Source organism: Arthrobacter sp. CMU6 (assembly GCF_059090205.1).
In genome coordinates this window covers 107441-130949 of record NZ_JBNHFL010000002.1, presented here as the reverse complement: position 1 = coordinate 130949, position 23509 = coordinate 107441, and the positions used below count along the sequence as shown (strand labels likewise).

Annotated in this window: 24 protein-coding genes, 1 other RNA gene and 1 riboswitch; of the genes, 16 read left to right on the top strand and 9 right to left on the bottom strand. The window is 66.2% G+C overall.

Features of this window, described 5'->3' with window-relative positions; genetic code table 11:
* The first annotated feature begins 74 nt into the window (after nucleotides 1-74).
* The 5 genes from AC5RWD_RS01980 to AC5RWD_RS01960 all read left to right on the top strand — a co-directional run bounded on the left by AC5RWD_RS01980 (nucleotide 75) and on the right by AC5RWD_RS01960 (nucleotide 6369).
* Nucleotides 75-3899: a multifunctional oxoglutarate decarboxylase/oxoglutarate dehydrogenase thiamine pyrophosphate-binding subunit/dihydrolipoyllysine-residue succinyltransferase subunit gene (locus tag AC5RWD_RS01980; protein ID WP_494018441.1), complete on the top strand. Its 3825-nt coding sequence runs from the start codon at nucleotides 75-77 to the stop codon at nucleotides 3897-3899.
* Between the two features lie 143 nt (nucleotides 3900-4042).
* A complete protein-coding gene (locus AC5RWD_RS01975; RefSeq protein ID WP_494018440.1) occupies nucleotides 4043-4642 on the top strand; it encodes a GDSL-type esterase/lipase family protein in 600 nt (199 codons plus the stop codon).
* Between the two features lie 90 nt (nucleotides 4643-4732).
* Nucleotides 4733-5560 (top strand): DUF4097 family beta strand repeat-containing protein, encoded by an 828-nt coding sequence (locus AC5RWD_RS01970; RefSeq protein ID WP_494018439.1) that lies wholly within the window; start codon nucleotides 4733-4735, stop codon nucleotides 5558-5560.
* On the top strand, nucleotides 5560-6165 hold the full coding sequence (locus AC5RWD_RS01965) for a PadR family transcriptional regulator (protein WP_494018438.1): 606 nt from the start codon (nucleotides 5560-5562) through the stop codon (nucleotides 6163-6165). The genes AC5RWD_RS01970 and AC5RWD_RS01965 overlap by 1 nt, the downstream gene beginning before the upstream one ends.
* A gap of 129 nt (nucleotides 6166-6294) precedes the next feature.
* Nucleotides 6295-6369, top strand: a complete 75-nt coding sequence (locus AC5RWD_RS01960; RefSeq protein WP_369299106.1) for a 50S ribosomal protein bL37 — start codon at nucleotides 6295-6297, stop codon at nucleotides 6367-6369.
* Nucleotides 6370-6453: 84 nt separating this feature from the next.
* Here the strand turns inward: AC5RWD_RS01960 and rsrA are convergent, their stop codons facing one another.
* Together rsrA and AC5RWD_RS01950 are read right to left on the bottom strand one after the other, a co-directional pair.
* A complete protein-coding gene (rsrA, locus tag AC5RWD_RS01955) occupies nucleotides 6454-6714 on the bottom strand; it encodes a mycothiol system anti-sigma-R factor (protein WP_306924421.1) in 261 nt (86 codons plus the stop codon).
* Nucleotides 6711-7439 (bottom strand): sigma-70 family RNA polymerase sigma factor, encoded by a 729-nt coding sequence (locus tag AC5RWD_RS01950; RefSeq protein ID WP_494018437.1) that lies wholly within the window; start codon nucleotides 7437-7439, stop codon nucleotides 6711-6713. The genes rsrA and AC5RWD_RS01950 overlap by 4 nt, the downstream gene beginning before the upstream one ends.
* A gap of 435 nt (nucleotides 7440-7874) precedes the next feature.
* Between AC5RWD_RS01950 and AC5RWD_RS01945 the strand changes: the two genes are divergently transcribed.
* The 9 genes from AC5RWD_RS01945 to AC5RWD_RS01905 all read left to right on the top strand — a co-directional run bounded on the left by AC5RWD_RS01945 (nucleotide 7875) and on the right by AC5RWD_RS01905 (nucleotide 15996).
* The gene (locus tag AC5RWD_RS01945) at nucleotides 7875-8423 is read left to right on the top strand and encodes a DoxX family protein (protein ID WP_494018436.1); all 549 of its coding nucleotides are present in this window, start codon (nucleotides 7875-7877) and stop codon (nucleotides 8421-8423) included.
* 21 nt (nucleotides 8424-8444) lie between these two features.
* Entirely contained in the window at nucleotides 8445-9836 is a 1392-nt protein-coding gene (aroA, locus tag AC5RWD_RS01940) for a 3-phosphoshikimate 1-carboxyvinyltransferase (RefSeq protein WP_494018538.1), read from the top strand.
* Nucleotides 9820-10935 (top strand): ribosome small subunit-dependent GTPase A, encoded by a 1116-nt coding sequence (gene rsgA, locus AC5RWD_RS01935; RefSeq protein ID WP_494018435.1) that lies wholly within the window; start codon nucleotides 9820-9822, stop codon nucleotides 10933-10935. The genes aroA and rsgA overlap by 17 nt, the downstream gene beginning before the upstream one ends.
* 66 nt (nucleotides 10936-11001) lie before the next feature.
* Entirely contained in the window at nucleotides 11002-11814 is an 813-nt protein-coding gene (gene hisN / locus AC5RWD_RS01930) for a histidinol-phosphatase (RefSeq protein ID WP_494018434.1), read from the top strand.
* A 179-nt stretch (nucleotides 11815-11993) separates the two neighbouring features.
* Nucleotides 11994-12107, top strand: a riboswitch (SAM riboswitch).
* 34 nt (nucleotides 12108-12141) lie between these two features.
* Nucleotides 12142-13548, top strand: a complete 1407-nt coding sequence (locus AC5RWD_RS01925) for an aminotransferase class V-fold PLP-dependent enzyme (protein ID WP_494018433.1) — start codon at nucleotides 12142-12144, stop codon at nucleotides 13546-13548.
* 120 nt (nucleotides 13549-13668) lie between these two features.
* A complete protein-coding gene (locus AC5RWD_RS01920) occupies nucleotides 13669-14448 on the top strand; it encodes a class I SAM-dependent methyltransferase (protein WP_494018432.1) in 780 nt (259 codons plus the stop codon).
* A gap of 10 nt (nucleotides 14449-14458) precedes the next feature.
* Nucleotides 14459-15172 carry a metal-dependent transcriptional regulator gene (locus AC5RWD_RS01915; RefSeq protein WP_494018431.1) on the top strand — a complete coding sequence of 238 codons (714 nt, stop codon included), beginning with the start codon at nucleotides 14459-14461 and terminating at the stop codon, nucleotides 15170-15172.
* A gap of 18 nt (nucleotides 15173-15190) precedes the next feature.
* Nucleotides 15191-15634, top strand: a complete 444-nt coding sequence (locus AC5RWD_RS01910; RefSeq protein WP_494018430.1) for a fluoride efflux transporter FluC — start codon at nucleotides 15191-15193, stop codon at nucleotides 15632-15634.
* Entirely contained in the window at nucleotides 15631-15996 is a 366-nt protein-coding gene (locus AC5RWD_RS01905) for a fluoride efflux transporter FluC (RefSeq protein WP_494018429.1), read from the top strand. Before AC5RWD_RS01910 ends, AC5RWD_RS01905 begins: the two co-directional genes overlap by 4 nt.
* Here AC5RWD_RS01905 and AC5RWD_RS01900 read toward each other — a convergent pair.
* Nucleotides 15983-17371 (bottom strand): MFS transporter, encoded by a 1389-nt coding sequence (locus tag AC5RWD_RS01900; RefSeq protein WP_494018428.1) that lies wholly within the window; start codon nucleotides 17369-17371, stop codon nucleotides 15983-15985. The genes AC5RWD_RS01905 and AC5RWD_RS01900 overlap by 14 nt on opposite strands.
* Nucleotides 17372-17393: 22 nt before the next feature.
* On the opposite strand from AC5RWD_RS01900, the gene AC5RWD_RS01895 reads away from it, so the two are divergent.
* Together AC5RWD_RS01895 and AC5RWD_RS01890 are read left to right on the top strand one after the other, a co-directional pair.
* A complete protein-coding gene (locus AC5RWD_RS01895; protein WP_494018537.1) occupies nucleotides 17394-17756 on the top strand; it encodes a hypothetical protein in 363 nt (120 codons plus the stop codon).
* 120 nt (nucleotides 17757-17876) lie between these two features.
* Nucleotides 17877-18011: a hypothetical protein gene (locus AC5RWD_RS01890; RefSeq protein WP_494018427.1), complete on the top strand. Its 135-nt coding sequence runs from the start codon at nucleotides 17877-17879 to the stop codon at nucleotides 18009-18011.
* Nucleotides 18012-18083: 72 nt separating this feature from the next.
* Here AC5RWD_RS01890 and AC5RWD_RS01885 read toward each other — a convergent pair whose 3' ends face one another.
* The 6 genes from AC5RWD_RS01885 to ftsE form a co-directional block, all read right to left on the bottom strand.
* A complete protein-coding gene (locus AC5RWD_RS01885; protein WP_494018426.1) occupies nucleotides 18084-19067 on the bottom strand; it encodes a S1C family serine protease in 984 nt (327 codons plus the stop codon).
* Between the two features lie 200 nt (nucleotides 19068-19267).
* Nucleotides 19268-19636: a transfer-messenger RNA gene (ssrA, locus tag AC5RWD_RS01880) on the bottom strand.
* A gap of 120 nt (nucleotides 19637-19756) precedes the next feature.
* Entirely contained in the window at nucleotides 19757-20227 is a 471-nt protein-coding gene (gene smpB / locus AC5RWD_RS01875; protein ID WP_104136293.1) for an SsrA-binding protein SmpB, read from the bottom strand.
* 116 nt (nucleotides 20228-20343) lie between these two features.
* The gene (locus tag AC5RWD_RS01870) at nucleotides 20344-21780 is read right to left on the bottom strand and encodes a peptidoglycan DD-metalloendopeptidase family protein (protein WP_494018425.1); all 1437 of its coding nucleotides are present in this window, start codon (nucleotides 21778-21780) and stop codon (nucleotides 20344-20346) included.
* 24 nt (nucleotides 21781-21804) lie between these two features.
* Nucleotides 21805-22719 (bottom strand): permease-like cell division protein FtsX, encoded by a 915-nt coding sequence (gene ftsX / locus AC5RWD_RS01865; RefSeq protein ID WP_494018424.1) that lies wholly within the window; start codon nucleotides 22717-22719, stop codon nucleotides 21805-21807.
* The gene (ftsE, locus tag AC5RWD_RS01860; protein ID WP_494018423.1) at nucleotides 22716-23492 is read right to left on the bottom strand and encodes a cell division ATP-binding protein FtsE; all 777 of its coding nucleotides are present in this window, start codon (nucleotides 23490-23492) and stop codon (nucleotides 22716-22718) included. Before ftsE ends, ftsX begins: the two co-directional genes overlap by 4 nt.
* Nucleotides 23493-23509 lie beyond the last annotated feature (17 nt).

Below are 23509 nucleotides of genomic sequence, written 5' to 3'. Positions count from 1 at the left end.
CTGGTTCAATTGTTGTGCCGTGGCACCTTAGGCGACCAGAGGGAAATCAAACTCATGGAAGAGGCGTATTTCAAGTGCCAGAGCAGCCTAGCCACCGTCTGCCAGAGGAATTTGGTGGAAACGAGTGGCTCGTTGACGAACTGTACGAGCGTTACCAGCAGGACAAGAATACGGTCGATGCCAAATGGTGGCCTCTGTTCGAATCATTCGACAGCGGCAACGGTCCATCTTCCAACGGCGTACCGGCGGTGACCGCCCCGGCGGCCAATCCGGCTACCCGCGAACTGCCTGTTGTCACTCCTCCGGCGCCCGCGAAGGCACCGGCATCCGCTCCTCCCGCAGCCCAGGCGCCTGCAGCTCCGGCACCGGCGCCGGCAGCAGCCCCCGCCCAGCCCGCACCTGCCAAGAAGGCTCCGGCAACGGTAGCCCGTGACGGCTCCAAGAAGACCGAGGCGGGCACTGGCGCCCAGCCCATCCCGGCCCAGCTTCCGAAGAACGTCAAGGCTCCCACCGCCCCTGAGGAGGACGTCGTTTCCGTTCTCCGCGGACCGGCCAAGGCCATTGCGTCGAACATGGTCACCAGCCTTGAGGTGCCCACCGCCACCAGCGTCAGGGCAGTTCCGGCCAAGCTCCTGATCGACAACCGGGTTGTCATCAACTCCAACCTTGCCCGCGCACGCGGCGGCAAGGTCTCCTTCACGCACCTCATCGGCTACGCCGTTGTCAAGGCGCTGTCCCAGTTCCCCTCCATGAACGTGTACTACGACGAGGTCGACGGCAAGCCTGTGGCGGTCCAGCCGGCACACGTCAACTTCGGCATCGCCATTGACATGCCCAAGCCCGACGGCACCCGCCTTCTGATGGTTCCCAACATCAAGAAGGCCGAAACCATGAACTTTGCGGAGTTCTGGCACACCTATGAAGACCTCATCAAGCGTGCCCGCAACGGCAAGCTGACCGCGGACGACCACGCAGGCACCACCGTGTCGCTGACCAACCCGGGCGGCATCGGCACCGTGCACTCCGTGCCCCGCCTGTCGAAGGGCCAGGCAGCCATCATCGGCGTCGGCGCCCTCGACTACCCGGCCGAATGGCAGGGCGCGAGCGAGAAGATCATCGCCCAGAACGCCATCAGCAAGATCCTCACCCTGACCTCCACCTACGACCACCGCGTCATTCAGGGTGCAGGCAGCGGCGAATTCCTCAAGCTCGTCCACTCCCTGCTCCTCGGCGCGCAGGACTTCTACGACGAGATCTTCGAAGCCCTGCGCATTCCGTACGAGCCTGTGCGCTGGAGCCCGGACCTGCAGGTGGACCCGTCCGACCAGATCAACAAGGTCGCCCGGATCCAGCAGCTGATCCACTCCTACCGCGTTCGCGGCCACCTTATGGCGGACACCGATCCCCTCGAGTACGTCCAGCGCAAGCACCCCGACCTCGATGTCCTCACCTACGGCCTAACCCTGTGGGACCTCGACCGCGAGTGGCCCACGGGCGGCTTCGGCGGCAAGCCGATGCTCAAGTTCCGCGACATCCTCGGCGTGCTCCGAGACGCCTACTGCCGCACCACGGGCATCGAATACATGCACATCCAGGACCCGGCCGAGCGCAAGTGGTTCCAGGACCAGCTGGAGCACCCGTACTCCAAGCCGAGCCGCGACGAGCAGCTGCGCATCGTCTCCAAGCTCAACGCCGCAGAGGCCTTCGAGACCTTCCTGCAGACCAAGTTCGTGGGCCAGAAGAGGTTCTCGCTCGAAGGCGGCGAATCGCTGATTCCGCTGCTGGACGCCATCATCTCCGACGCAGCCGACGACGCCCTGGACGAGGTTGCCATCGGCATGGCCCACCGCGGCCGCCTGAACGTGCTGACCAACATCGCCGGCAAGACCTACGCCCAGGTGTTCCGCGAGTTCGAAGGCACCCAGGACCCGCGCTCCGTACAGGGTTCCGGCGACGTCAAGTACCACCTCGGCACCGAGGGCACGTTCACTTCGGACAACGGCAAGGAGACCAAGGTCTACCTCGCCGCCAACCCCTCCCACCTCGAGGCCGTTGACTCGGTCCTGGAGGGCATCGTCCGCGCCAAGCAGGACCGCCTGGACCAGGGGCAGTCCTTCCCCGTGCTGCCCATCATGGTCCACGGCGACGCTGCCTTCGCCGGCCAGGGTGTTGTGGCGGAAACGCTCAACCTGTCCCAGCTGCGCGGCTACCGCACGGGCGGAACCATCCACATCGTGGTCAACAACCAGGTGGGCTTCACCACTGCACCGTCCTCCTCGCGTTCGTCCACGTACTCCACGGACGTCGCCAAGATGATCCAGGCTCCGGTCTTCCACGTGAACGGCGACGACCCCGAGGCAGTTGTCCGCATCGGCCAGCTCGCCTACGAGTTCCGCCAGCGGTTCCACAAGGACGTTGTCATCGACATGGTCTGCTACCGCCGCCGCGGCCACAACGAGGGCGACGACCCCTCGATGACGCAGCCGCTGATGTACAACCTCATCGAAGCCAAGCGGTCCGTGCGCAAGCTCTACACCGAGTCGCTGATCGGCCGCGGTGACATCACCGAGGAAGAAGCCGAGCAGCTGCTCCGTGACTACCAGGAACGCCTCGAGCGTGTCTTTGCCGAAACCCACGCGGCCCAGACCTCGCCCATTCCGATCATCACCGCCGACTCGGCAGCGGTATCGGACATCGAGCGTCCCCAGGCACAGCAGTCGGACATCGGAACGAACGCCCCGGCGTCGACCGCGATCTCGGCTGACACCCTGGCCCGCATCGGCAAGGCGCACGTGGAGATCCCCGAAGGCTTCACCGTCCACGCCAAGCTCAAGCAGCTGCTGGAGAAGCGTGAACAGATGTCCCGTGAAGGCGGCATCGACTGGGGCTTCGGCGAAATCGCAGCCTTCGGCTCCCTGATCATGGAGGGCGTACCCGTACGCCTTGCCGGCCAGGATTCCCGCCGCGGTACGTTCGTCCAGCGCCACGCTGTGTTCCACGACCGCGCCAACGGCAACGAATGGCTGCCGCTCGGCAACCTGTCGGACAACCAGGCCAAGCTCTGGATCTACGACTCCCTGCTGTCCGAATACGCCGCCATGGGCTTCGAATACGGCTACTCTGTAGAGCGCCCCGACGCCCTGGTCCTCTGGGAGGCGCAGTTCGGCGACTTCGTCAACGGCGCGCAGACCATCATCGATGAGTTCATCTCGTCCGCCGAGCAGAAGTGGGGCCAGCGCTCGTCGCTCGTGCTGATGCTTCCGCACGGCTACGAGGGACAGGGACCGGACCACTCCTCGGCCCGCATCGAACGCTTCCTGCAGCTGTGTGCCGAGGAAAACATGATCGTCGCCAACCCGACGACGGCGGCCTCGCACTTCCACCTGCTGCGCCGCCAGGCCTACAGCCGGCCCCGCAAGCCGCTCATCATCTTCACGCCGAAGCAGCTGCTGCGCCTCAAGGCCGCTGCCTCGTCCGTGGAGGACTTCACCACCGGCGGTTTCCGCCCGGTTATCGGTGAGCACGAGCAGCTGCAGCCGGACGCCGTCGACCGCGTACTTTTGGTCTCCGGACGCCTGTACTACGACCTGCTGTCCACGCGGCAGAAGACGGGCGACAAGTCCACGGCGATCATCCGCGTCGAGCAGCTGTACCCGCTGCCGCAGGCGGAGATCGAAGCCGAACTGGCCAAGTACCCGAACGCCGAAGTTGTGTGGGCGCAGGACGAGCCCGCCAACCAGGGTCCGTGGCCGTTCATGGGCCTGCACCTGCCGACCGCCCTGGACCGGAAGGTGCGCCTGGTTTCACGCCCGGCCTCAGCCTCCACCGCGGCCGGCTCCATGAAGCGCCACGCTGCGGAGCAGGATGCGCTCCTGAAGCAGGCTTTCGCCCGCAAGTAGCAGAACAGCTGCCCGGCCGGACGGTGACATACCGTTCCAGCCGGGCAGTTCTGTTTAATCGGCGTGAGTTAATGGACCTTGAGTGTTGGCATGCAAACGGTCCGTATCCGGGACACGCCCTCCCAACAAGTGAAGAGGTAGTAGTGGAAGACAGGAAGCTGCGGATTGCAGCTGTTGGAGATGAACTGCTCGCCGGGCTCGGTGATCCCCGGGCGCTCGGGTGGCTGGGCCGGGTGCTCGCCCGCACTCCGCAGGACGGCATGACGGTGGAGAGCTTTTCCCTTCCGTGCCCGCAGGAAGGCACCGAGGGACTGTCGGCGCGCTGGCTCGAGGAGGCCGGCCGCAGGTTCAGCGATTCCCATGAGAACCGCCTGGTCATCGGGCTCTCCGGCCGGGACATTGAGTTCGGTCTGTCCACCGCCCGGAGCCGGCTCAATCTCGCCAACATCCTGGATTCGGCCACCCAGAAACGCCTGGAAGTCTTCGTCGTGGGACCGCCGCCCACACTCGATCCGGCACAGAACCACCGCCTCGCCGAGCTGAACACAGCCTTCGCCGACGTGACCACGCGGCGCAAGCACCTGTACGTCGACACGTTTTCACCGCTGCTGAACCATGAGCAGTGGCGCCAGGACCTCGCAGCCAACGGCGGTTCGCCCGGGCAGGCGGGGTACGGGCTGATGGCATGGCTGGTGCTGCACCGCGGCTGGTTCCAGTGGCTCGGAATGGACACGCCGGACTAGGAAAACCCACTCGCGATATATCTTGATCTTCCGGTGCCGGAGTACTAGCGTGGCTTCCACGGACACGATATATCGCAAGTGGAGGGAATCATGGAAGAGAATGCCTGGACCGTCACCGGCCCGCAGACCATGGACATCGACGGCGTCTCGCACCTCAAGGTGGGCATTGTCCGCGGCAGGCTGGACATCGTCACCCACGACGAGGCCGTTGTCCGCATCGAGGTGTCGGAGGTACTCGGCGATCCGCTGGCGATCTCGGTGGCCGGCGGCCGCCTGGAAATCCGCCACCAGCTGCACGGACCGCAGGGCTGGTTCAAGAACCTCATGAATTCGGTCAACAACAGCAGCAACAACTCTGTTGTCATCAGCATCGCCGTCCCTGCCGGCGTTGAGGTTGAGGCCGGCACCGTCAGCGGGGACGGACTGGTCTCCGGTGTCCACGGACGGACCCGGCTGAGCACCGTGACCGGCTCCCTGCTGGCCGACGGGACCTCCGGCGATTTGCACGTCAACACCGTCAGCGGCGAAGTGATCGCCCGCAACCACAGTGGCGTCCTGACGGCGAAGAGCGTCTCGGGCGAGGTGACGGCGTCCGGCCAGTTCACCAACATCCGGGCCAACACTGTCAGCGGTGACATGAGTTTTGACCTGCACGGCTTCACCCACGACTTCGGCGCGAACTCGGCGTCCGGGGACCTGACCGTCCGCGTGCCGCACGACGTCGGCGTGGACATTGTGGCCCAGTCCGCCAGCGGCCCGGTGGTCATCGACGACCGTAAATACGGGCACCCCGGCGGTAAGGTGCAGACCATCTCCGGTCCGGATGCCAAACTCATGCTGGTCCGGACCAACTCGGTGTCCGGGAAAACGTCCATCTTCCACGGCCAGGCCCCGGCCACCGCGGAACTGGGGCTCTAATGCCTCCCGTCTTTGCCCACGGCGCCCTCCGGCTCTATCTGCTGGCGCTCCTCGAGGCGGGCCCCAAGCACGGGTATGAACTCATCAAGGCTCTCAGCGAGCGGTTCGGCGGCACCTACTCCCCCAGCGCGGGCACCATCTACCCTCGCCTGGGCAAGCTGGAGGAGGAAGGTCTGGTGGCCACGGAATCCCAGGGGCGCCGCACCAATTACCGCATCACCCCAGCGGGCCTGGCTGAGCTGGACAGCAGGCGCGATGAGCTGGAGACCGTGGAGAACGACATTGCAGCGTCCGTCCGCCGGCTGGCTGATGACCTCCGTGCCGACATCCGCAGCAACATGCGCGGGCTGCGCGCGGATCTGGCGGCCACAGCGGAAGCGGCACGCACCGCTGCCAGGTCTGAGGACGTGGCCGGCCAGGGCAGGTACACCGCCGAGGGGCAGCGCATGCTCAGAGAGGCGGAGATGCTGCTGCAGGCCTTCCGCGACGACATCCGTGCCGAGCTTCGCCTGCAGACCAGCGAGCGGCCCATGACGCCCGTGGCCCTGGAAACGGTGCGGACTGTCCTGGACCAGGCCCGGGTCTCGATCCGCAACTCACTGTAGGCGCTACCGGGCACAGCGTCAGCCCTGGCGTCTCCCTGCACCCGAACGCGGCCCCGGTTCGCGGCCTGTCCCCTGATATGGGAGACTGGAGGGCAACTCTTTTGGGTAACGAAATTAAGGAGGCCAGCTATGAGCAAGCGTGCACGTAAGCGTCGTGACCGTAAGCGTGGCGGCGCGAACCACGGGAAGCGCCCCAACACCTAAGCCACGGCTTGAACCGAAGCTTAAACGCGATGCCCCCGCTACCGGCAAGGTAGCGGGGGCATCACGTTTAGGTCAGGAATCCCGTCAGGCGTCCACCGGCCGGATGGTGTGGATCCGTTCCAGAATCGCGTTCTTAAGGTTTTCCGGCGCCGCCTCGGTACAGGAGCGCTTCACCACTTTCCGGATGACGCACTCAAGATCGTACTGCTGGGCGCATTCCGGACACTCATCGAGATGGTGCTTGATCTCCGCAAGGTCGCTGCGGGTCAAAGCTCCGTCAAGGTACTCGTAGATGCGCTGCATCCTTGTGTCATCGCAATCGCCCAATCCCTGGCAGTCGCTCATTTCCCGTTCTCCTGTTTGTTGCTTTCCGTTACCGCCGTGGCGTCACCAGCAGCCTTGAATCCCCGGTCGGCGGCGTAGTCCGCCAGCATGTCCCGCAGCATCTTCCGGCCCCGGTGGAGCCGGGACATCACAGTGCCGATGGGGGTGTTCATGATGTCCGAAATTTCCTTGTACGCGAAGCCCTCGACGTCGGCGAAGTACACGGCCAACCGGAACTCCTCGGGGATGGCCTGCAGGGCCCGCTTCACGTCGGAATCCGGCAGGTGGTCCAAAGCCTCGGCCTCCGCCGAGCGCAGACCGCTGGACGTGTGGGACTCGGCGCGGGCAAGCTGCCAGTCCTCGATGGTGTCCGAATTGGACTGCAGGGGTTCCCGCTGCCGCTTCCGGTACAGGTTGATGTAGGTGTTCGTCAGGATCCGGTACAGCCAGGCCTTGAGGTTGGTGCCCGGCTTGTACTGATGGAACGCCGAGAACGCCTTGGTATACGCCTCCTGCACGAGGTCCTCGGCATCGGCCGGGTTCCGCGCCATGCGCATGGCCGCCGAATACAGCTGGTCCACGTATTGCATGGCGTCGCGCTCAAACCGGGCCCGGCGCGCTTCGGCGCTCTCCGAACCGACGTCAATATCCACTACCGCTTCAGCGGCGGTTGACGTGCCATTCTCCGGGATGCCGTTGGCGGCGTCCTCCTGTGTGGCCTGTACGGCCGGATCCACGGTGCTCATTGCCTTCAAGTCTACTTTGATCGGCGCCGGCCGCCCCCGACGGCGTGCCGTACCGTAGTCCGGGCCGGGGAACCCCTCCTGGCCCGGGAAGACACTGCCTGCCTCAAGCGCGTCGGCTTCAGGCACCACAAACGGCCGCATCCTGGCGGGACTTCGCACCCCCACAGCTTCCTTCACCAAAGTCAACGCTCCATCTCCACTCCGCCGGTTAAGACCCACCTGACAAGGACACGTTCATGCTGCTGTCCGCGCTCTTGCCGGCTCCGGCCATCCCCAGCCGCCGCTGAACACCGGAAACCGCACAGGTCGCCGCCTGCATACCGCTTCCGGTCTGAACTGCACAACGACGCGCGGTGGGCAAATATTCCGCAAAAGTGCAAGACTAGAACCGACTCCGCCGCGGCCACCGCGGCTCGGCCATCCAGGAGGAAATTCATGTCCGTTGTCCGCTTTTTTGCCCGGCCGATGCTGGCCTCAAGTTTCATCCTCGCCGGAACGGACAAGCTCAGGAATGCGGACGACACCGCGCAGCAACTGTCGCCCCTCCTGCGCCGCGCCTCTGAGGCCCTGCCGTTCCAGACGGACGAAAAGGTCCTGGCACGGATCATCGGCGGAACGCAGGTGGGTGCCGGCGTCCTCTTCGCGCTTGGCAAATCTGCGCGCCTGGCGGCCTCGGTGCTGGCCGTCATCTCGGCACTGAACGCCTTCGTTGAATGGCGCAGCGCCGACATCAGCACCAAGGAGGGCCGGGAAGCCCGCCGCAACCAGCTGCTCAAGAACATCACCCTCACCGGCGGTGTACTGCTCGCCGCGGTGGACACCGCCGGCAAGCCCGGCCTGGCCTGGCGTGCCGAGCACCTCGCTGCCGACGCGCGGAAGACCGCGAGCCACCTCGCCGCCGACGCACGCAAGACCACCGGCAAGAAACTGCACAGGGCCGACAAAGCAGTCCGCAAGGCTGTTGACCACGCGGTAGGGGTATAAGCAGGAATGACAGCATCACCCATGGGCGCGTCCGCTGAAAACCCCGGCGCGGCTCCGCACTGGCCTGCGCCGTTTGCGGAGCATCCGGTTGACGCCACGGTCCGCGTGCCGGGCTCAAAATCGCTGACCAACAGGTACCTGGTGCTCGCTGCCCTGGCCAGCGGGCCGTCCCGGCTCCGGGCACCGCTGCATTCCCGCGACTCGGCGCTGATGATCGCGGCCCTGCGCCAGCTGGGTGCGGACATCCGGGAGGTGCCGGGCGACGGCGCCTTCGGCCCGGACCTTGAGGTGACGCCAATTCCGGCCAACTCCGGCGGTGACGACGTCGCCGTCGACTGCGGCCTTGCGGGAACGGTCATGAGGTTTGTTCCGCCGCTGGCGGCCCTGCGCACCGGAGCCACCGTTTTCGACGGCGATCCGCACGCCAGGGAGCGTCCGATGGGGACCATCATCGAGGCGCTTGCGGGCCTCGGCGTAACCGTCGGCGGAGAGGACGGCGGAACGCCCGCTTCGCTGCCCTTCCGCGTTGAAGGAACGGGGCAGGTCCGCGGCGGGCACCTCGTCATTGACGCCAGCGCGTCCTCGCAGTTCGTCTCCGCCCTGCTCCTGGTGGGGGCGCGGTTCTCGGACGGCCTGCATCTGGAACATTCCGGCAGCACGGTGCCAAGCCTGGACCATATCAATATGACCGTCGCCGTGCTGCGCGGGGTGGGCGTGGTGGTGGATGACTCCACACCCAAGCACTGGATTGTCAGCCCCGGCCCAATCCGTGCGTTCGACCAGCGCATCGAACAGGACCTGTCCAACGCCGGCCCGTTCCTGGCCGCTGCCCTGGCCACAGGCGGTACGGTGCGGATTCCGGACTGGCCCGAACACACCACGCAGGTGGGCGACATGTGGCGTAGCATCCTCAGCGACATGGGGGCAGAAGTCACCCTGCAGGACGGCACCCTGACGGTAACCGGCGGCAGTGAAATCAAAGGCGCCGACTTCGCCGAAACCAGCGAACTGGCACCCACCGTAGCCGCACTGTGCGCACTGGCCTCCGGCCCTTCACGGCTGAGCGGCATTGCGCACCTCCGGGGACACGAGACGGACCGGCTCGCCGCTCTGGTCACGGAGATCAACCGTCTCGGCGGCGATGCCGAGGAAACCGTCGACGGCCTCATCATCCGGCCCGCGGAACTGCACGCGGGCGTCGTGCACAGCTATGCTGACCACCGGATGGCCACGGCCGGAGCGATCCTCGGCCTGGCGGTCAGGGGCGTGGAAGTGCAGGACATCGCCACGACGTCCAAGACCATGCCGGACTTCCCCAAGCTGTGGGCGGACATGCTCGGCCAGCGGATCGGCGCCGTTACAAACACGGCAGTGACCAACACTGCAGGGACCGCCGGTGGCACGCAGCACTGATTCCTGGGACGAATCCGACGTCCGGATCCGCCCGAACAAGAAGGGTTCCCGGCCCCGGACGAAGGACCGCCCCAGCCACGAGGACGCCGTCACCGGACGGATCATCACCGTTGACCGGGGACGTTACACAGCAGTCGTGGGCGAGGACTCCGGCCACGAGCGGACGGTCATCGCCGCCCGGGCCCGGGAACTCCGCCGCTCCCCCGTGGTGGCGGGCGACTTCGTGTCCCTCGTGGGCGACGTCTCCGGCGCGCCGGACACTCTCGCCCGGCTCGTGAAAATCCAGGACCGCAAGACCCTGCTGCGCCGCAGCGCCGACGACACCGATCCGGTGGAGCGCGCTGTTGTTGCCAACGCGGACCAGTTGGTGGTGGTGGTCGCCGCCGCCAACCCGGAACCCCGTACCGGCTTCATCGACCGGGCACTGGTGGCAGCCTACGACGCCGGGATCGAACCGCTGCTGCTGGTCACCAAGGCGGACGTCAAAGATCCCACCGAACTGCTGGACAACTACCGCCACCTGGACTTTCCGGTCATCATCAGCCGCACTGCCGACTCGGAAGCATCGGGCATCGACGCACGGTCAGACGACGGCCTCTCCGCCCGGCTCGACGTTGCCGCCGTGTCCGAACTGCGCGCGCACCTGGACGGCAAGGTGACCGTGATGCTGGGCCATTCCGGCGTCGGAAAGTCCACCATGGTCAACGCGCTGACCGGGGCCGAACGCGCCACCGGCGGTGTCAATGCCGTCACGGGCCGGGGACGGCACACGTCGTCGTCGGCCCTTGCCCTCAAGCTCGCTGACGCCCCGGCCGGGAGCTGGATCATCGACACGCCTGGCATCCGTTCGTTCGGACTTGCCCACGTCGACCCGGACCGCATCCTGCGCTCCTTCCCCGACCTTGAGCCGGGCACCGAGGCCTGCGAACGCGGCTGCAAGCACGACGCCACCTCCGTCAACTGCGGCGTTGATGCATGGGTCGCGGCCGGTCACGCCGGCCCCACGGGAGCAGCCAGGCTCGCGTCCCTGCGCCGCCTGCTGGGCACCGACCCGCGCATGGAGGCCCAGGAAACCAAGGAGCTCGGCAGCGTCGGCTAGCCTTTCCCGGCGCAGCCCGGCAGCTGCCTCCCCGCCCGGCGGGGCCTTTGAGGGTAGTTTGGAACCATGACCCAACCCGCTTCAACGTACAACGATGACCTGCGTCTGGCCCATGTGCTGGCCGATTCCGTGGACGACCAGACCATGAGCCGGTTCAAGGCGCTGGACCTCCAGATCGAGACGAAGCCTGATCTGACGCCGGTCACCGATGCGGACAAGGCCGCCGAGGAGTCCATCCGCGGCCAGCTGTCCCGCTCCCGTCCCCGCGACGCCGTGCTCGGTGAGGAGTTCGGAAGTTCCGGCCACGGTTCCCGCCGCTGGATCATCGACCCCATCGACGGCACCAAGAACTTTGTCCGCGGGGTGCCGGTCTGGGCCACGCTGATCGCCCTCGTCGACGAGGGCGAACCCGTCGTGGGCGTGGTCAGCGCCCCTGCGCTCGGCAAGCGCTGGTGGGCCGCCAAGGGCGCCGGCGCCTACTCGGGCCGTTCCCTGGCCGCCGCCACGAGGCTCAAGGTGTCCAACGTGTCCAGCCTCGCCGACGCCTCGCTGTCCTACTCCAGCCTCGGCGGCTGGAAGGACCGCGGAAACCTCGATGAGTTCCTCCAGCTCACCGAGGAGGTGTGGCGCACCCGCGCGTTCGGCGATTTCTGGTCGTACTGCATGGTGGCCGAAGGCGCGGTGGACATCGCCTGCGAACCGGAACTGAACCTGTACGACATGGCGGCACTGGTGCCGATCGTGACGGAAGCGGGCGGCCGTTTCACCTCCCTCGAAGGCACTGACGGCCCGTTCGGCGGCAACGCGCTGGCCACCAACTCGATCCTGCACTCGGAAGTCCTGAAGCGCCTGAACCCGCAACTGGACGATTTACTCTAGTTTCCCCACCCCTGCCCCGGCGCCTTAGCGCTGAACATTACGACGGCGGACGACCACTTTTGGTGGCGTCCGCCGTCGTTTATTCGGCCGAACGCCGGATATCCGGGCTGCGTAATATTTCGCTTAACATTCCTGATCGGCTTTTTCATCGCCGGTCCGGATGTCCTAGTCTCGTAACAGGTCACGAGTGCCAGCGCTAAACCCCGGTTAGCTGGCCGGCAACCCTCCATTCGCGGTGGGGTGCCCCGGGTGACGACCAGGCCGATCCGGAACGGACCCGGCAAGCGCGGATCCCTGTCACGCGGGGTCCTTTCTCAGTGAGGTCCCATGACAGCTGCAATCCTTTCTTCCACCACCGACGCCGGCGTGCTGGACGGCCGGTTCGCCGCCGCCGGCCGCCCCCTGGCCGCCGTCACCGGCGCGGAAATCCAGGCTCCGCTGATCCAGGGCGGCCACGTCCGCTACGCCAACCTCGATTACGGCGCCTCCGCGCCTGCTCTGTCAGTGGTTTCTGCGTACCTCAACGAGATCCTGCCGTACTACGCAAGCGTGCACCGCGGCGCCGGCTACGCCTCACAGATCAGCACCTCCGTGTACGAGAACTCGCGGAGCATCGTGCGGGAGTTCGTGGGCGGCCGCGCCGATGACGCCGTCATCTTCACCCGGAACACCACCGACTCCCTCAACCTCCTGGCCGGCTGCCTGCCCGTGGAGAACCACCACCACACCGGCGAAGTCCTGTACCTGGACATCGAGCACCACGCCAACCTGCTGCCGTGGCAGGGCGTGCCGCACCGCAGCGTGGTGGCCTCGGAAACCCTGGAAGCAACCATCAGCAGCCTGCGCGCCGAACTCGAGCACGGCGATGTCAGCCTCCTTGCGGTGACCGGCGCCTCCAACGTCACCGGCGAAATCCTTCCCATCCGCCGACTCGCCGCGCTGGCCCATGAATACGGCGCCCGAATCGTGGTGGACGCCGCGCAGCTCGCGCCGCACCGCCGCATCGACATCGCCGCGGACGACGTCGACTATCTCGCCTTCTCCGGCCACAAGCTCTACGCCCCCTTCGGGGCCGGCGTCCTGATCGGCCGCCCCGACTGGCTCGATGCCGGCACGCCCCACCTCGCCGGCGGCGGCGCGGTGAGCGAGGCCAGGCTCGACGGCGTCAGCTGGGCCACCGGCCCCGCCCGCCACGAGGGCGGCTCACCCAACGTGCTCGGCGCTGCCACCCTGGCCCGGGCAACCCAGGTCATCGCTGCCCTTGATCCGCAGCACTGGCACGCCCACGAAGCCGCCATCCGGTCCTTCCTCGTCGAGGGGCTGCGCAGGATCGACGGCGTCACCGTCCACCAGATCTTCGCCGACAGCGACCCGGACGACGCCATTGGCGTGGTCAACTTCTCCGTGGAGGGGTACGACGCCGGCCTGGTGGCCGCCTACCTGTCGGCCGAACACGGCGTGGGCCTGCGCGACGGCCGCTTCTGCGCGCACCCGCTGCTGAAGCGCCTCGGCCTCCCGTCGGGTTCGCTGCGCGCCAGCTTTGGCGTGGGATCCCGGCTCGAGGACGCCCAGCGGCTGCTCGCCGGCATTGAGGAGCTCCGCCGCTCCGGGCTCGGTTGGGACTACGTGGTGGACGCCGGGCGCTGGGTTCCGGCGAACGACACACGCACGTACCCCGAGTGGGCACCCAACACCCCCGGCACCGCCGGCGCCGCACCCTGCACGCAGGACTAATCGCCACCCCGGCCCCGGACGCCAACCCGAACTAGGACGCCACCCCGGCCTGCTACGGCAGCGGTCTCCGTACGGTAAATTCGAAAGGTAATTTTCGACGTCGGGCTAAGGAGACTGTGCGTGGCACGGGGCGGTCCCAAACTTCATCACGGGCGGCGGCAGGAGCTTGGGCAGAGCTTTCAGGACGGCGGCGAGCACTACCACCGCGTCCGTCCCGGGTACCCTGGCGATTCCGCTGACTGGCTCATTCCACCCGAGGCCCACACCGCTGCCGACCTCGGCGCAGGAACCGGTAAGTTCACGGCATTGCTGGTGGAACGCGGCCTGAGCGTCAGCGCGGTGGACCCTTCCGTGGACATGCTGGAACAGCTCAGCGGCTCCTACCCCGGGGTTCAAGCCCTGGAAGGGACCGCGGAGGAGACCGGGCTGCCCGGCGCGTCGTTCGATGTGGTCACCGTTGCGCAGGCGTGGCACTGGTGCGACCCCCTGCGGGCCAGCACGGAAATCTCCCGGATCCTCAGGCCCCACGGTGTGCTGGGCCTGATCTGGAACCAGCTGGACACATCAGTGCCGTGGGTCCACCGGCTGTCACGCATCATGCACGCCGGGGACGTGCACAAGCCGGATTTCCGCCCCAAAATCGGTCCGGAATTCACCTCCCTGGAAAGCCACCTGACCCGGTGGGAGGATCCTGTCACCCCGGACGACATCCTGGAACTGGCCAAGTCCCGCAGCTACTACCTCGCAGCCAATGACGCCACCCGAGCCAAGGTGACCGGAAACCTGACCTGGTACCTGCATGAACATCTGGGGCATGCCGAGGGCGAACTGCTGCAGCTCCCCTACCTCACCCAGACCTGGCGGGCTGTCCGGGCGGAACGCCCTAGTGGCAGCAGGTAGGCTTGAACCTGTGAAGACCAGTACGCCCTCCTCCTCGATCGAGGACTACGTTAAGGTCATCTATTCCTTCACGGAATGGCAGGACAAGCCCATCACGTCCACGCAGCTTGCACAGCGCCTCGGCGTGGCCAATTCCTCAGTCTCCGAAATGGTGCGCAAGCTCAAGGACCAGGGCCTGGTCCTCCACAAGCCGTACAGCGCCATCACCCTCACACCCCAGGGCGTCCGGCTTGCGCTCTCCATGGTCCGGCGGCACCGGCTCATTGAGACCTACCTGGTCAAGGACCTGGGATACAGCTGGGACGAAGTCCACGACGAGGCCGAACAGCTGGAACACGCGGTCTCGGACACGTTCATTGAGAGGCTGGCAGCCCGGCTGGGCAACCCGTCACGGGACCCGCACGGCGATCCCATCCCCACGGCTGACGGAACCGTCCGAATGCCGTCGGCCCACCGGATGATCGAACTCGACGACGGCCACACCGGCAGGATCACCCGGATCAGCGACGAGAACCCGGAACTGCTGCGCTACCTGGCCGCGGAAAGGATCAGCCTCGACGCCGACGTCGAGGTACGCGGCCGCAAGCCCTTCGGCGGTGCGCTCGTGGTCCGCATCGGTTCCCCCGGAACCAGCCGCGACGTTGACCTCGCCGACGAAGTGGCATCAGCGCTGTGGATCCAAAGCGACTCCGCGCATCCCGGCTGCCGCATGGCGGGCCTGTAGGCACAGGTGCGGGTTCCCGTGGCCGGCCGCACCGGCGCTGCTTCCAGGACGGGCTCCGGCTACGGGTGGCGCGTCTGGACTGCCGTGGCCACCGGCGGGCTGCTGGGCACGGAGCTCCGGTACGTGCTGGGTCTGCTGTTCCCGGACCAGCCGGGAGGCCTGCCGTGGGCTACGCTGGGCATCAACATCGTTGGCAGCTTTGTGCTGGCGGCCCTCACCACCATCTGGATCGCGCGGCCGCAGACCGCGTTCTGGCTCCGTGCGGCCATCGGGCCGGGCCTGCTGGGCTCTTTCACCACCTTTTCCGCCGTCGTGTTTTCCACCGACCGGCTGACCCGATCCGGGTTCCCCGGCTTGGCACTCCTCTACGTAGGACTCTCTGTCTTTTTGGGGCTGGCGGCAGCAGCAGCCGGCTGGCGGACCGGCAGGATGCTGAGCGCCGGGCGTGGGGTGCGTCCGTGACGGCGCTCCTCGTGGGCCTCTTCGGCATCGCCGGCGCCCTCCTTAGGTTCGCCGTGGACGGCTGGCTGGCCGGGTTCCCGTCGCCGCGGCGGCACTGGCCCTGGGCTACCCTGCTGGTCAACGTGGCCGGCTCGTTCGTGATCGGGCTGTCCGCGGGCCTCACCTCGGTGTTCGGCCCCGAATGGCACGCTGCCCTGGCCACCGGGTTCGCCGGCGGGCTGACCACCTTCAGTTCCTGGACCACTGCCACAGTGCGGTTGGCCAGTGAACGGCGCTACCTCGCCGCCGCCGCCAACATCCTCGCCAACCTGCTGCTGGGGCTGGCTGCGGCCGCGGCGGGAATCGCCGTCAGCGGCGGCTAGCTTTTTCGGGGTTGCGGATTCCGATGGCGGAGGACGCCGCCCCCAGTAACAGCAGCACGGCCGTGGCCAGCAGCGCGCGGTGCAGGCCCGGCGTCGACAGTTCGGGACCGACGATGAAGCCCGCAAACGCGATGCAGACCAGGCCGGCAATCCTCGAAACCGCATTGTTCACTGCGGAGCCCACGCCGGCCTGCTTCTCAGGCACGGATCCCAGGATGGCTGCCGTCAGGGGTGCCACCGTCATGGAGAGTCCGAGGCCGAAGACCAGCTGCCCGGGCAGGATCTGGGTCCAGTAGTTCAGTGTGCCGCCAACGGACAGCGTGAGCAGGAATCCGGCCGCGCACAGCACCGGCCCGGCGGTCATGAACCACCGCGGCCCGTACTTGCCGGCGAGGCCCCCGAAGAACGACGCCAACAGCATCAGGATCACCGTGGAGGGCAGCAGGGCCAGGCCGGCGGTGGTCGCCTTCATGCCGCCAATCTGCTGGATGTAGATGCCCAGTACAAAGAATCCCAGGGAAAAGCCGCCGTAGATCGCGGCGGTGGCGATGTTGCCCCAGCCAAAATTGCGCACCGTGAAAATGCTCAGGGGCAGGATCGGCGCGGCTGTCCGCGATTCATGGATGAGGAAAAGCACTGTGGCCACGAGGCCTGCGGCCATCGGCAACCAGACCTGCGGGCTTCCCCAGCCCGCGCTCCCCTGCTCGATCAGCGCGTAGACCGGTCCGCCAAGCGCAACGACGGCCAGGAGTGCCCCCGCTATGTCGATCCTGCCGGCAGAGCCCGGGGCAGCTTCCGCCTTCCGCAGCCTAACCAGGACGGGCCAGATGGCCGCGGCCGGCAGGACGTTAACGAAGAAGATGACCCGCCACGAGAGCAGATCCACCGAGATACCGCCGATCAAGGGGGCCACGATGGCCGCAGCACTGGTCCAAGCCGACCATTTGCCGATGGCCGCCCCTTGGGTGCCGCTGTCGAAGTGGCTGACGATCAACGCGAGCGAGCTGGGCACCAGCAGCGCTCCGGCCACCCCTTGGAGCGCCCGGCTGACCACCAGCATTTCGCCGGTCCAGGCTGCCCCGCAAAGGACGGAGGTGAGGGCAAACCCGCCCAGTCCCCACTGCAGAACACGCGCCCGTCCGAAGTGGTCTGAAAACGAGCCGGCCGCCAGAATGAGTGCACCCAGCGTCAGGAGGTAGGCGTCCACCACCCACTGCTGGATGCGGAGGCCGCCGCCGAGTTCCCTGCCGATTGCGGGCAGCGCCAGGCTGACGACGAAGCTGTCAAGGATCGCCATGAAGGACGCCACAATCGCGACCGCCAGTACCTGTCGCTGGAGGCGCGTGGGTGCAGTGGTCTGGCTGGCATCGCTCATGACTTACCGTATCGTGGAGTGGATGATCAGCAGACGTGATGCGGCAATTGCCCTGGATGTACCACTGGAAATGGCGCAGCGCCACGGGATTCCCAAGCTTCTGACCGAAGCCGAGCTGGGCGAACTGCTGGACAATCCCCCCGCCTGGCTCGTCCAGTCCCGCGCCAACCGCACAGGGAAAAGGCCGGTATGGGTGCATCTCGTCTGCGCGGTCTGTGGCTACGAGGAGGCCGCCCGCCCTAAGAAATGGTGGCCCGAGTTCACGTATGTCGTTTGCGACCATCACCGCCCCTCCGAAGTTCCCCGGCCGGCGCCCGGGTGCGTACGGAGCGAGTTCGACGGCGTGGGCACCAGGTTCGTGGGAATCGCCGACGTCACGGGCTGACGGGCTTCGTAGACGGCAGGGGGATCCTCGCCGGTGGCTGGGGCAGTTACATTTGGGCTGGAACAGGCGTAATTTCGTAGGGAGGGGCACCCTCCTGCCCCTCGGACGAGGGAGCACGCCATGCCGGACAAGTCGCCGCACCAGCAACAGCACAAAAAAGCAGGCAAAACGATCAAGCAGAAACGCGCGGACAAGAAGGCCAAGGCCCCGATTGAGGGCGCCCCGGACCCTGTGGCGCATCTGAAGAAACGCTGATTGCCGGAAAACATACATTAGGGGTGGCCAGGATTTCCTGGCCACCCCGTTGTTTGCGTCCTGTGCCCGGGCCTATCCCCAGTCCGCCATTTCACCCGGAACCGCCGACACGTCGGTCAGGTGTCCGTCGCGCAGGACGGCTATGTTCATCGGGACGCCGATGGCCTCGGCGAAGAGGAGTTTCTGCAGGCTCTCGGCATTGCTGACCGCTCGGGAGCCTACCCGCAGCAGCACATCGCCGGTCCGGAGCCCTGCCTCCTCCGCCGGGGAACCGGAGAGCACCTCCACCACGCGCAGCCCCTCCCGCTGGCCTGTGCGGACCACTTCGCTGGCACCCAGCCGGATCGGGGTGCTGACCACGCCGAGGTAGGCGCGCCGCACCCGGCCGTCCGACAGGAGCGCGGAGATGATCCGGCGCGAGGTGCTGTTGATGGGAACGGCCAGCCCCAGCCCGGCACCGGCCACCGCAGTGTTGATTCCCACGATCCGGCTTCGGGAGTCGGCCAGCGCCCCGCCGGAACTGCCGGCATTCAGGGCGGCGTCGGTCTGGATCACGTCCTCAATGACCCTTCGGTTGCGTCCGGCCCAGACAGGGATGGCGCGTCCCAGTCCGCTGACCACACCTGCCGTCACTGAGCCAGAGAGTCCCAGCGGGTTCCCGACGGCGATCACCAGCTGCCCCACCTGCAGGGACTCGGCGTCACCGAACTCTGCGGGCGCGACATGCGGGGCGCGGCCCCGGACCACAGCGAGATCGGACAACGGATCCGCGCCCACCACTTCAAGGGCAGTGCCGGAGCCGTCAGCGAAGACGGCGCGTCCCTTCTGGGTCCCGGACACGACGTGGGCGTTGGTCAGCAGATAACCATCCTCGGTGAAGAGGACAGCCGATCCGGCGCCGACCCGGAACCGACCGTTGCGCCGGTTCCCAGTCATCTCAATGGCAGCCACGTGGGGCGTGACGGTCCTGGCCACCCTGATGACCGTCTGCGAATAGGAGTCAAGGACCGTGCCGTCGTCGACGGGTTCCGGTTCGTTTGCAGCCGCCGTGGACATGGCATGCCTCCCTACCGCTGGTTTCGAATCACTGGATTCGTGATACCTGTCACAACCCCGGCGGCATGGCGCGTAGTCCCGTGCGGGCTACGCCGTGGGTGAACAGCTGCACGCGGACCAGTCCGAAGCTCCAGCGCCAGGAGCTTAAACAAGGAGCGCCCGGACCGAGGTCCGGGCGCTCCCCGTCAGGTAACGGGATTTTGTGGAGATGGGGGGAATTGAACCCCCGTCCGATGTCGTGTTGTCAGGGCTTCTCCGGGCGCAGTTTGCGTCGGATTTTCTCGGCCCCAGCCGTCCTGCAAACAGGCGGCTGATCCGGGCCCAGTCATCTAAGAGTCCCGTTTACTCCGATGACGGGAGCAAACAGCAGTGGCTATCTAAATGACGCCAGGATCCGGGGCGATAGCAACCCCGGGCTGACGGACTGAACTACTGTTTAAGCAGCGAGTTCGAAGTCAGTGCGCTTAGATTCGGCACTTATTGGTTTGCAGACAGCGTTTACGAGATAATTCTGCATCCTCGGCCCGCTTCACCTGTCGCGACTAACATCGTCGAAACCGATCATCCCCGTATTTTGTTACCAAACCGGCCTGGCGCAGGTCCACGACCTGTTCCCTGCCGGACTACCAATCATAACGCATGGGGGCGGCAATTCATTCCAACCTGCACCGTGCGTCGGGCGCGCAGCCCTAGCGCCGGTTCCGCTCCCGCATGACACGCAGGGCCTCGCGCTTGTCCTGCTGCTCGCGCAGGGTCTGGCGCTTGTCGTAATCCTTCTTACCGCGCGCGATGCCGATTTCCACCTTGGCCCGGCCATCCAGGAAGTACAGCTGCAGCGGGACGATGGTGAAACCTGATTCGCGGATCTTGTGCGAGATCTTGATGAGTTCCTCGCGGTGGAGCAGGAGTTTCCGCCGCCGGCGCGCCGCATGATTGGTCCAGCTGCCCTGGTTGTACTCGGGGATATGGATGCCTTCCATCCAGAGCTCGTCGTTGTAGAACGTGCAGAATCCGTCGACCATCGATGCGTGGCCTTCGCGGAGGGACTTCACCTCCGTCCCCATGAGCGCAATGCCAGCCTCGTAGGTGTCCAGGACATGGTAGTCGTGCCGGGCCTTCCGGTTGGTGGCCACGACTTTACGGCCACTTTCTTTGGGCACGGTTCAACTCCTCGGTTCTCGGTACTGGCTGTTCCGGCGGCACCGGAACAAAGTCTTACTATTCTACGGCAGGTGCGTCGCCGTCCCCGCGCCGCCAGGCGGCCGGTGCCCCCGCGTCAGAGCAGGCGCATCGGGTCAACCGCCTCGCCGTTCAGCCAGGTCTCAAAGTGAGAGTGGCAGCCCGTGGAGTTTCCGGTGGTGCCCGAGTAGGCGATGAGCTGGCCCTGGCTTACCTGCTGTCCCACCGAGACCACCACGCTGGTGTTGTGGTAGTAGATCGTGGTTAGCGAGTTGCCCTGGACCACGCCGTGCGAGATCTTGACGTTGTTTCCGCCGCCGTCGTCCCCCCAGCCTGCCGAAAACACCGTGCCCGCTGCGGCCGCGTACACCGGCGTGCCGCAGGCGGCGCCGAAGTCAATGCCCGTGTGCATGTAGCCGCCGGTGCCGTAGAAGTCGATGGTTCCGGGCGGCGTCGCACGCCATCCAAAACCGGAGGTGATGGGTACGCTGTCCGGGAACGGGTGGCGGAGGCCAAAGGCCGACGGCGGCCCTGCCACGGGCGGCACGTACGGCTGCACGATCCGTGCGCGGGCTGCGGCTTCAGCATCCCCCCGGGCCCGGGCCTCAGCCTCGGCGCGTGCCCGGGCTGCTGCGGCGGCGGCCTCTGCTATGCGGCGCTGTTCGGCCAGCCAGGCCTCACGCAGCTTGCGGTCCCGCTCAACAATTTCGGCCGCGACGGCCTGCTGTCGCGCTTTGACAGTGGACAACTTCTTCTGGATGCCGGGCTTTGCCGCCTCCAGTTCATTATTCAGGCGCGTGGTGTCAGCGATGAGCTTGTCGACCCTGGCCTTCTTCGCGGCAGCCTCGTCGCGGGCTACCTTCTCTTTGGCCAGGGCAGCGTCGGCCTGCGCTTTGAGGTCCTTGATCTCCGCTTCGACAGCCTGCAGGCGGGCCTGCGAGTTGACGTTGGTGGCGTTCTGCTGGGTCAGCTTTTCCATTGCGGAGTTCTGGCTGCGCAGCGCCTGGTCGGCCATGCCCATCGTGTCTGTGAGGCTGCCGGTGTTATTGGAACCGAAGAAGAGGGTGAGGTCTGAGGGCACGCCGCCGGATTTGTAGGCCTGGGTTGCGATCTGGCCGATCAGCTTCTTGGTGCTGGCGATCTTCTGCTTGTCTGCATCCAGCTGCTGGGTGATCTTGGCTTTGTTCTGCTGCGCGAGATCCACCCTGGCGGCGAGGGCTTCTACTTCCTTGACGGCACTCGCGACGCGACCCTGGGCCTCAAGCAGAGCCTGCTGGGCGCCCGGAAGCTGTCCCCGGAACATGACGAGATCCGCGGCCGACTTGGAGATCTTGGCATCGACGAACTCCAGGGACTGCTGGACGCGGGCGGCTTCGGCCTTCAGTGCGGCCTGCTGGTCCTCAAGGTCGTCCGCGAAGGCGGGAGCAGATGCAGCCAGGCCGGCCGCCAGCACCACTGCCAGGGCCGCACTGACGATCCTGAACTGACGCCCGGCAGGGGCGCAAGACAAGGAGCGGCCGGGCTGTGCCGTCATGGGGGATCCTTCGGTATTCATGGCCTACACCCTCAAGTATCGGCGGAGCGTGAGGAGAGATGAAGTGCCGGCCAGAACAACACCCAGCCCGACGAGGGCCGGGGCGAGGAGCAGGGTCTGTGCCGGCGAGATGAACGCCGTATCCGGGTACTGCTTGGACAGGTACTCGCCCAGGAAGAAGTGGGCCACCGCCCACAGCGTTCCGGACGCGAGGGCGGCGCCGATGACCGCGGCGATCACGCCTTCGAGGATGAAGGGCAGCTGGATCACTGTCTTGGACGCTCCCACGAGCCGCATGATCCCGGTTTCCCGCCGGCGGCTGAACGCCGAGAGCCGGATTGTGGTGGCAATAAGCAATATGGCGCACACCGTCATCACGCCCGCGATGATCACTGCCACGAGCGACGCCGCGTTCATCACGGAGAAGAGCCGCTCCAGGACCTGGCGCTGGTCGATGACAGTTTCCACGCCCGGCTGGGAGGCGAAGGTCTCGCTGATGATCTGGTACTTCTCGGGGTCCTTCATGTCGATCCGGAACGAGGCCGGAAGCTGGTCCGGCGTCACCGAATCGACAATGGGAGAGTTCGAAAACTGCTCCTTGAAGTGCTTGTACGCGTCGTCCTTGGACTCGAACTGGAAGTCGTTGATGTACTGGGCCACTGCGGGCGATTCCAGCAGGGTCCGCACGTTGTCCTGCTGCTCAGCCGTCACCGGCCCCGAGGCGCAGCCGGCCGCCGTCGACCCTTCACCGCAAAGGAAGATGGCCACCTGGACCTTGTCGTACCAGTAGCCCTTCATCTGGTTGATCTGGAGCTGGAGCATCCCGGCGGCGCCCACGAAGGTCAGGGACACGAAGGTCACCAGGATGACGGAAACGACCATCGAGAGGTTGCGCCGCAGGCCGCCGCCGATTTCGCCGAGGATGAACTGGAGCCTCACCGCCGGCCCTCCCCTGCCTGGTCGCGGGCCGCCTCGTCGTCGCGTCCGCTGGCGTCCTTGAGCCTTCGGGACTGTCCGACCACGGGCATCATCGATGTGTAGAGGGCGCGGGCTTCGTCGCGGATGACCTTGCCGTTCTTGAGCTCCACAACGCGCTTGCGCATTTCGTTCACGATGTCGTCGTCGTGCGTGGCCATGACCACTGTGGTGCCGTTCTGGTTGATCTTGTCCAGCACCCCCATGATGCCCATGGACGTGGTGGGGTCCAGGTTGCCGGTGGGCTCGTCGGCCAGCAGGATGCCGGGGCGGTTGACCACAGCGCGGGCAATGGCCACGCGCTGCTGCTCACCGCCGGAGAGCTCGTGGGGCATGCGCTTCTCTTTGCCCTCCAGGCCAACGGTTTTCAGCACCTCGGGAACGGTGTCGCGGATGACGCTGCGGCTCTTGCCGATGACCTGCATGGCGAAGGCGACGTTGGCGAAGACGTTTTTCTGCGGCAGCAGGCGGAAGTCCTGGAACACCACGCCGATGCCGCGGCGCAGGCGGGGTACGCGCCAGCTGGAGATGTTGGCAACGTTCTGGCCGGCGACGTAGACCATGCCGGAGGTAGCGCGGTCTTCCTTCAGGACCAGGCGCAGGAACGTGGACTTGCCGGATCCTGACGCGCCGACGAGGAAGGCGAATTCACCACGGTCGATTTCAAGGCTGACAGAATCCAGGGCAGGCCTGGCTTTCTGGTCATAGACCTTGGTGACATTTTCGAAACGGATCATGACCCTAAAACCCTGCA

What these genes read in the sequence shown, in the direction of transcription:
- aroA (WP_494018538.1), top strand. Translation starts at nt 8,445, where the DNA reads ATGGGCGCGTCCGCTGAAAACCCCGGCGCGGCTCCGCACTGGCCTGCG.
- AC5RWD_RS01925 (WP_494018433.1), top strand. Translation starts at nt 12,142, where the DNA reads ATGACAGCTGCAATCCTTTCTTCCACCACCGACGCCGGCGTGCTGGAC.
- AC5RWD_RS01870 (WP_494018425.1), bottom strand. Translation starts at nt 21,780, where the DNA reads ATGACGGCACAGCCCGGCCGCTCCTTGTCTTGCGCCCCTGCCGGGCGT.
- AC5RWD_RS01895 (WP_494018537.1), top strand. Translation starts at nt 17,394, where the DNA reads ATGATCAGCAGACGTGATGCGGCAATTGCCCTGGATGTACCACTGGAA.
- AC5RWD_RS01890 (WP_494018427.1), top strand. Translation starts at nt 17,877, where the DNA reads ATGCCGGACAAGTCGCCGCACCAGCAACAGCACAAAAAAGCAGGCAAA.
- AC5RWD_RS01945 (WP_494018436.1), top strand. Translation starts at nt 7,875, where the DNA reads ATGTCCGTTGTCCGCTTTTTTGCCCGGCCGATGCTGGCCTCAAGTTTC.
- ftsE (WP_494018423.1), bottom strand. Translation starts at nt 23,492, where the DNA reads ATGATCCGTTTCGAAAATGTCACCAAGGTCTATGACCAGAAAGCCAGG.
- AC5RWD_RS01885 (WP_494018426.1), bottom strand. Translation starts at nt 19,067, where the DNA reads ATGTCCACGGCGGCTGCAAACGAACCGGAACCCGTCGACGACGGCACG.
- AC5RWD_RS01970 (WP_494018439.1), top strand. Translation starts at nt 4,733, where the DNA reads ATGGAAGAGAATGCCTGGACCGTCACCGGCCCGCAGACCATGGACATC.
- AC5RWD_RS01900 (WP_494018428.1), bottom strand. Translation starts at nt 17,371, where the DNA reads ATGAGCGATGCCAGCCAGACCACTGCACCCACGCGCCTCCAGCGACAG.
- AC5RWD_RS01950 (WP_494018437.1), bottom strand. Translation starts at nt 7,439, where the DNA reads ATGAGCACCGTGGATCCGGCCGTACAGGCCACACAGGAGGACGCCGCC.
- AC5RWD_RS01965 (WP_494018438.1), top strand. Translation starts at nt 5,560, where the DNA reads ATGCCTCCCGTCTTTGCCCACGGCGCCCTCCGGCTCTATCTGCTGGCG.
- hisN (WP_494018434.1), top strand. Translation starts at nt 11,002, where the DNA reads ATGACCCAACCCGCTTCAACGTACAACGATGACCTGCGTCTGGCCCAT.
- rsrA (WP_306924421.1), bottom strand. Translation starts at nt 6,714, where the DNA reads ATGAGCGACTGCCAGGGATTGGGCGATTGCGATGACACAAGGATGCAG.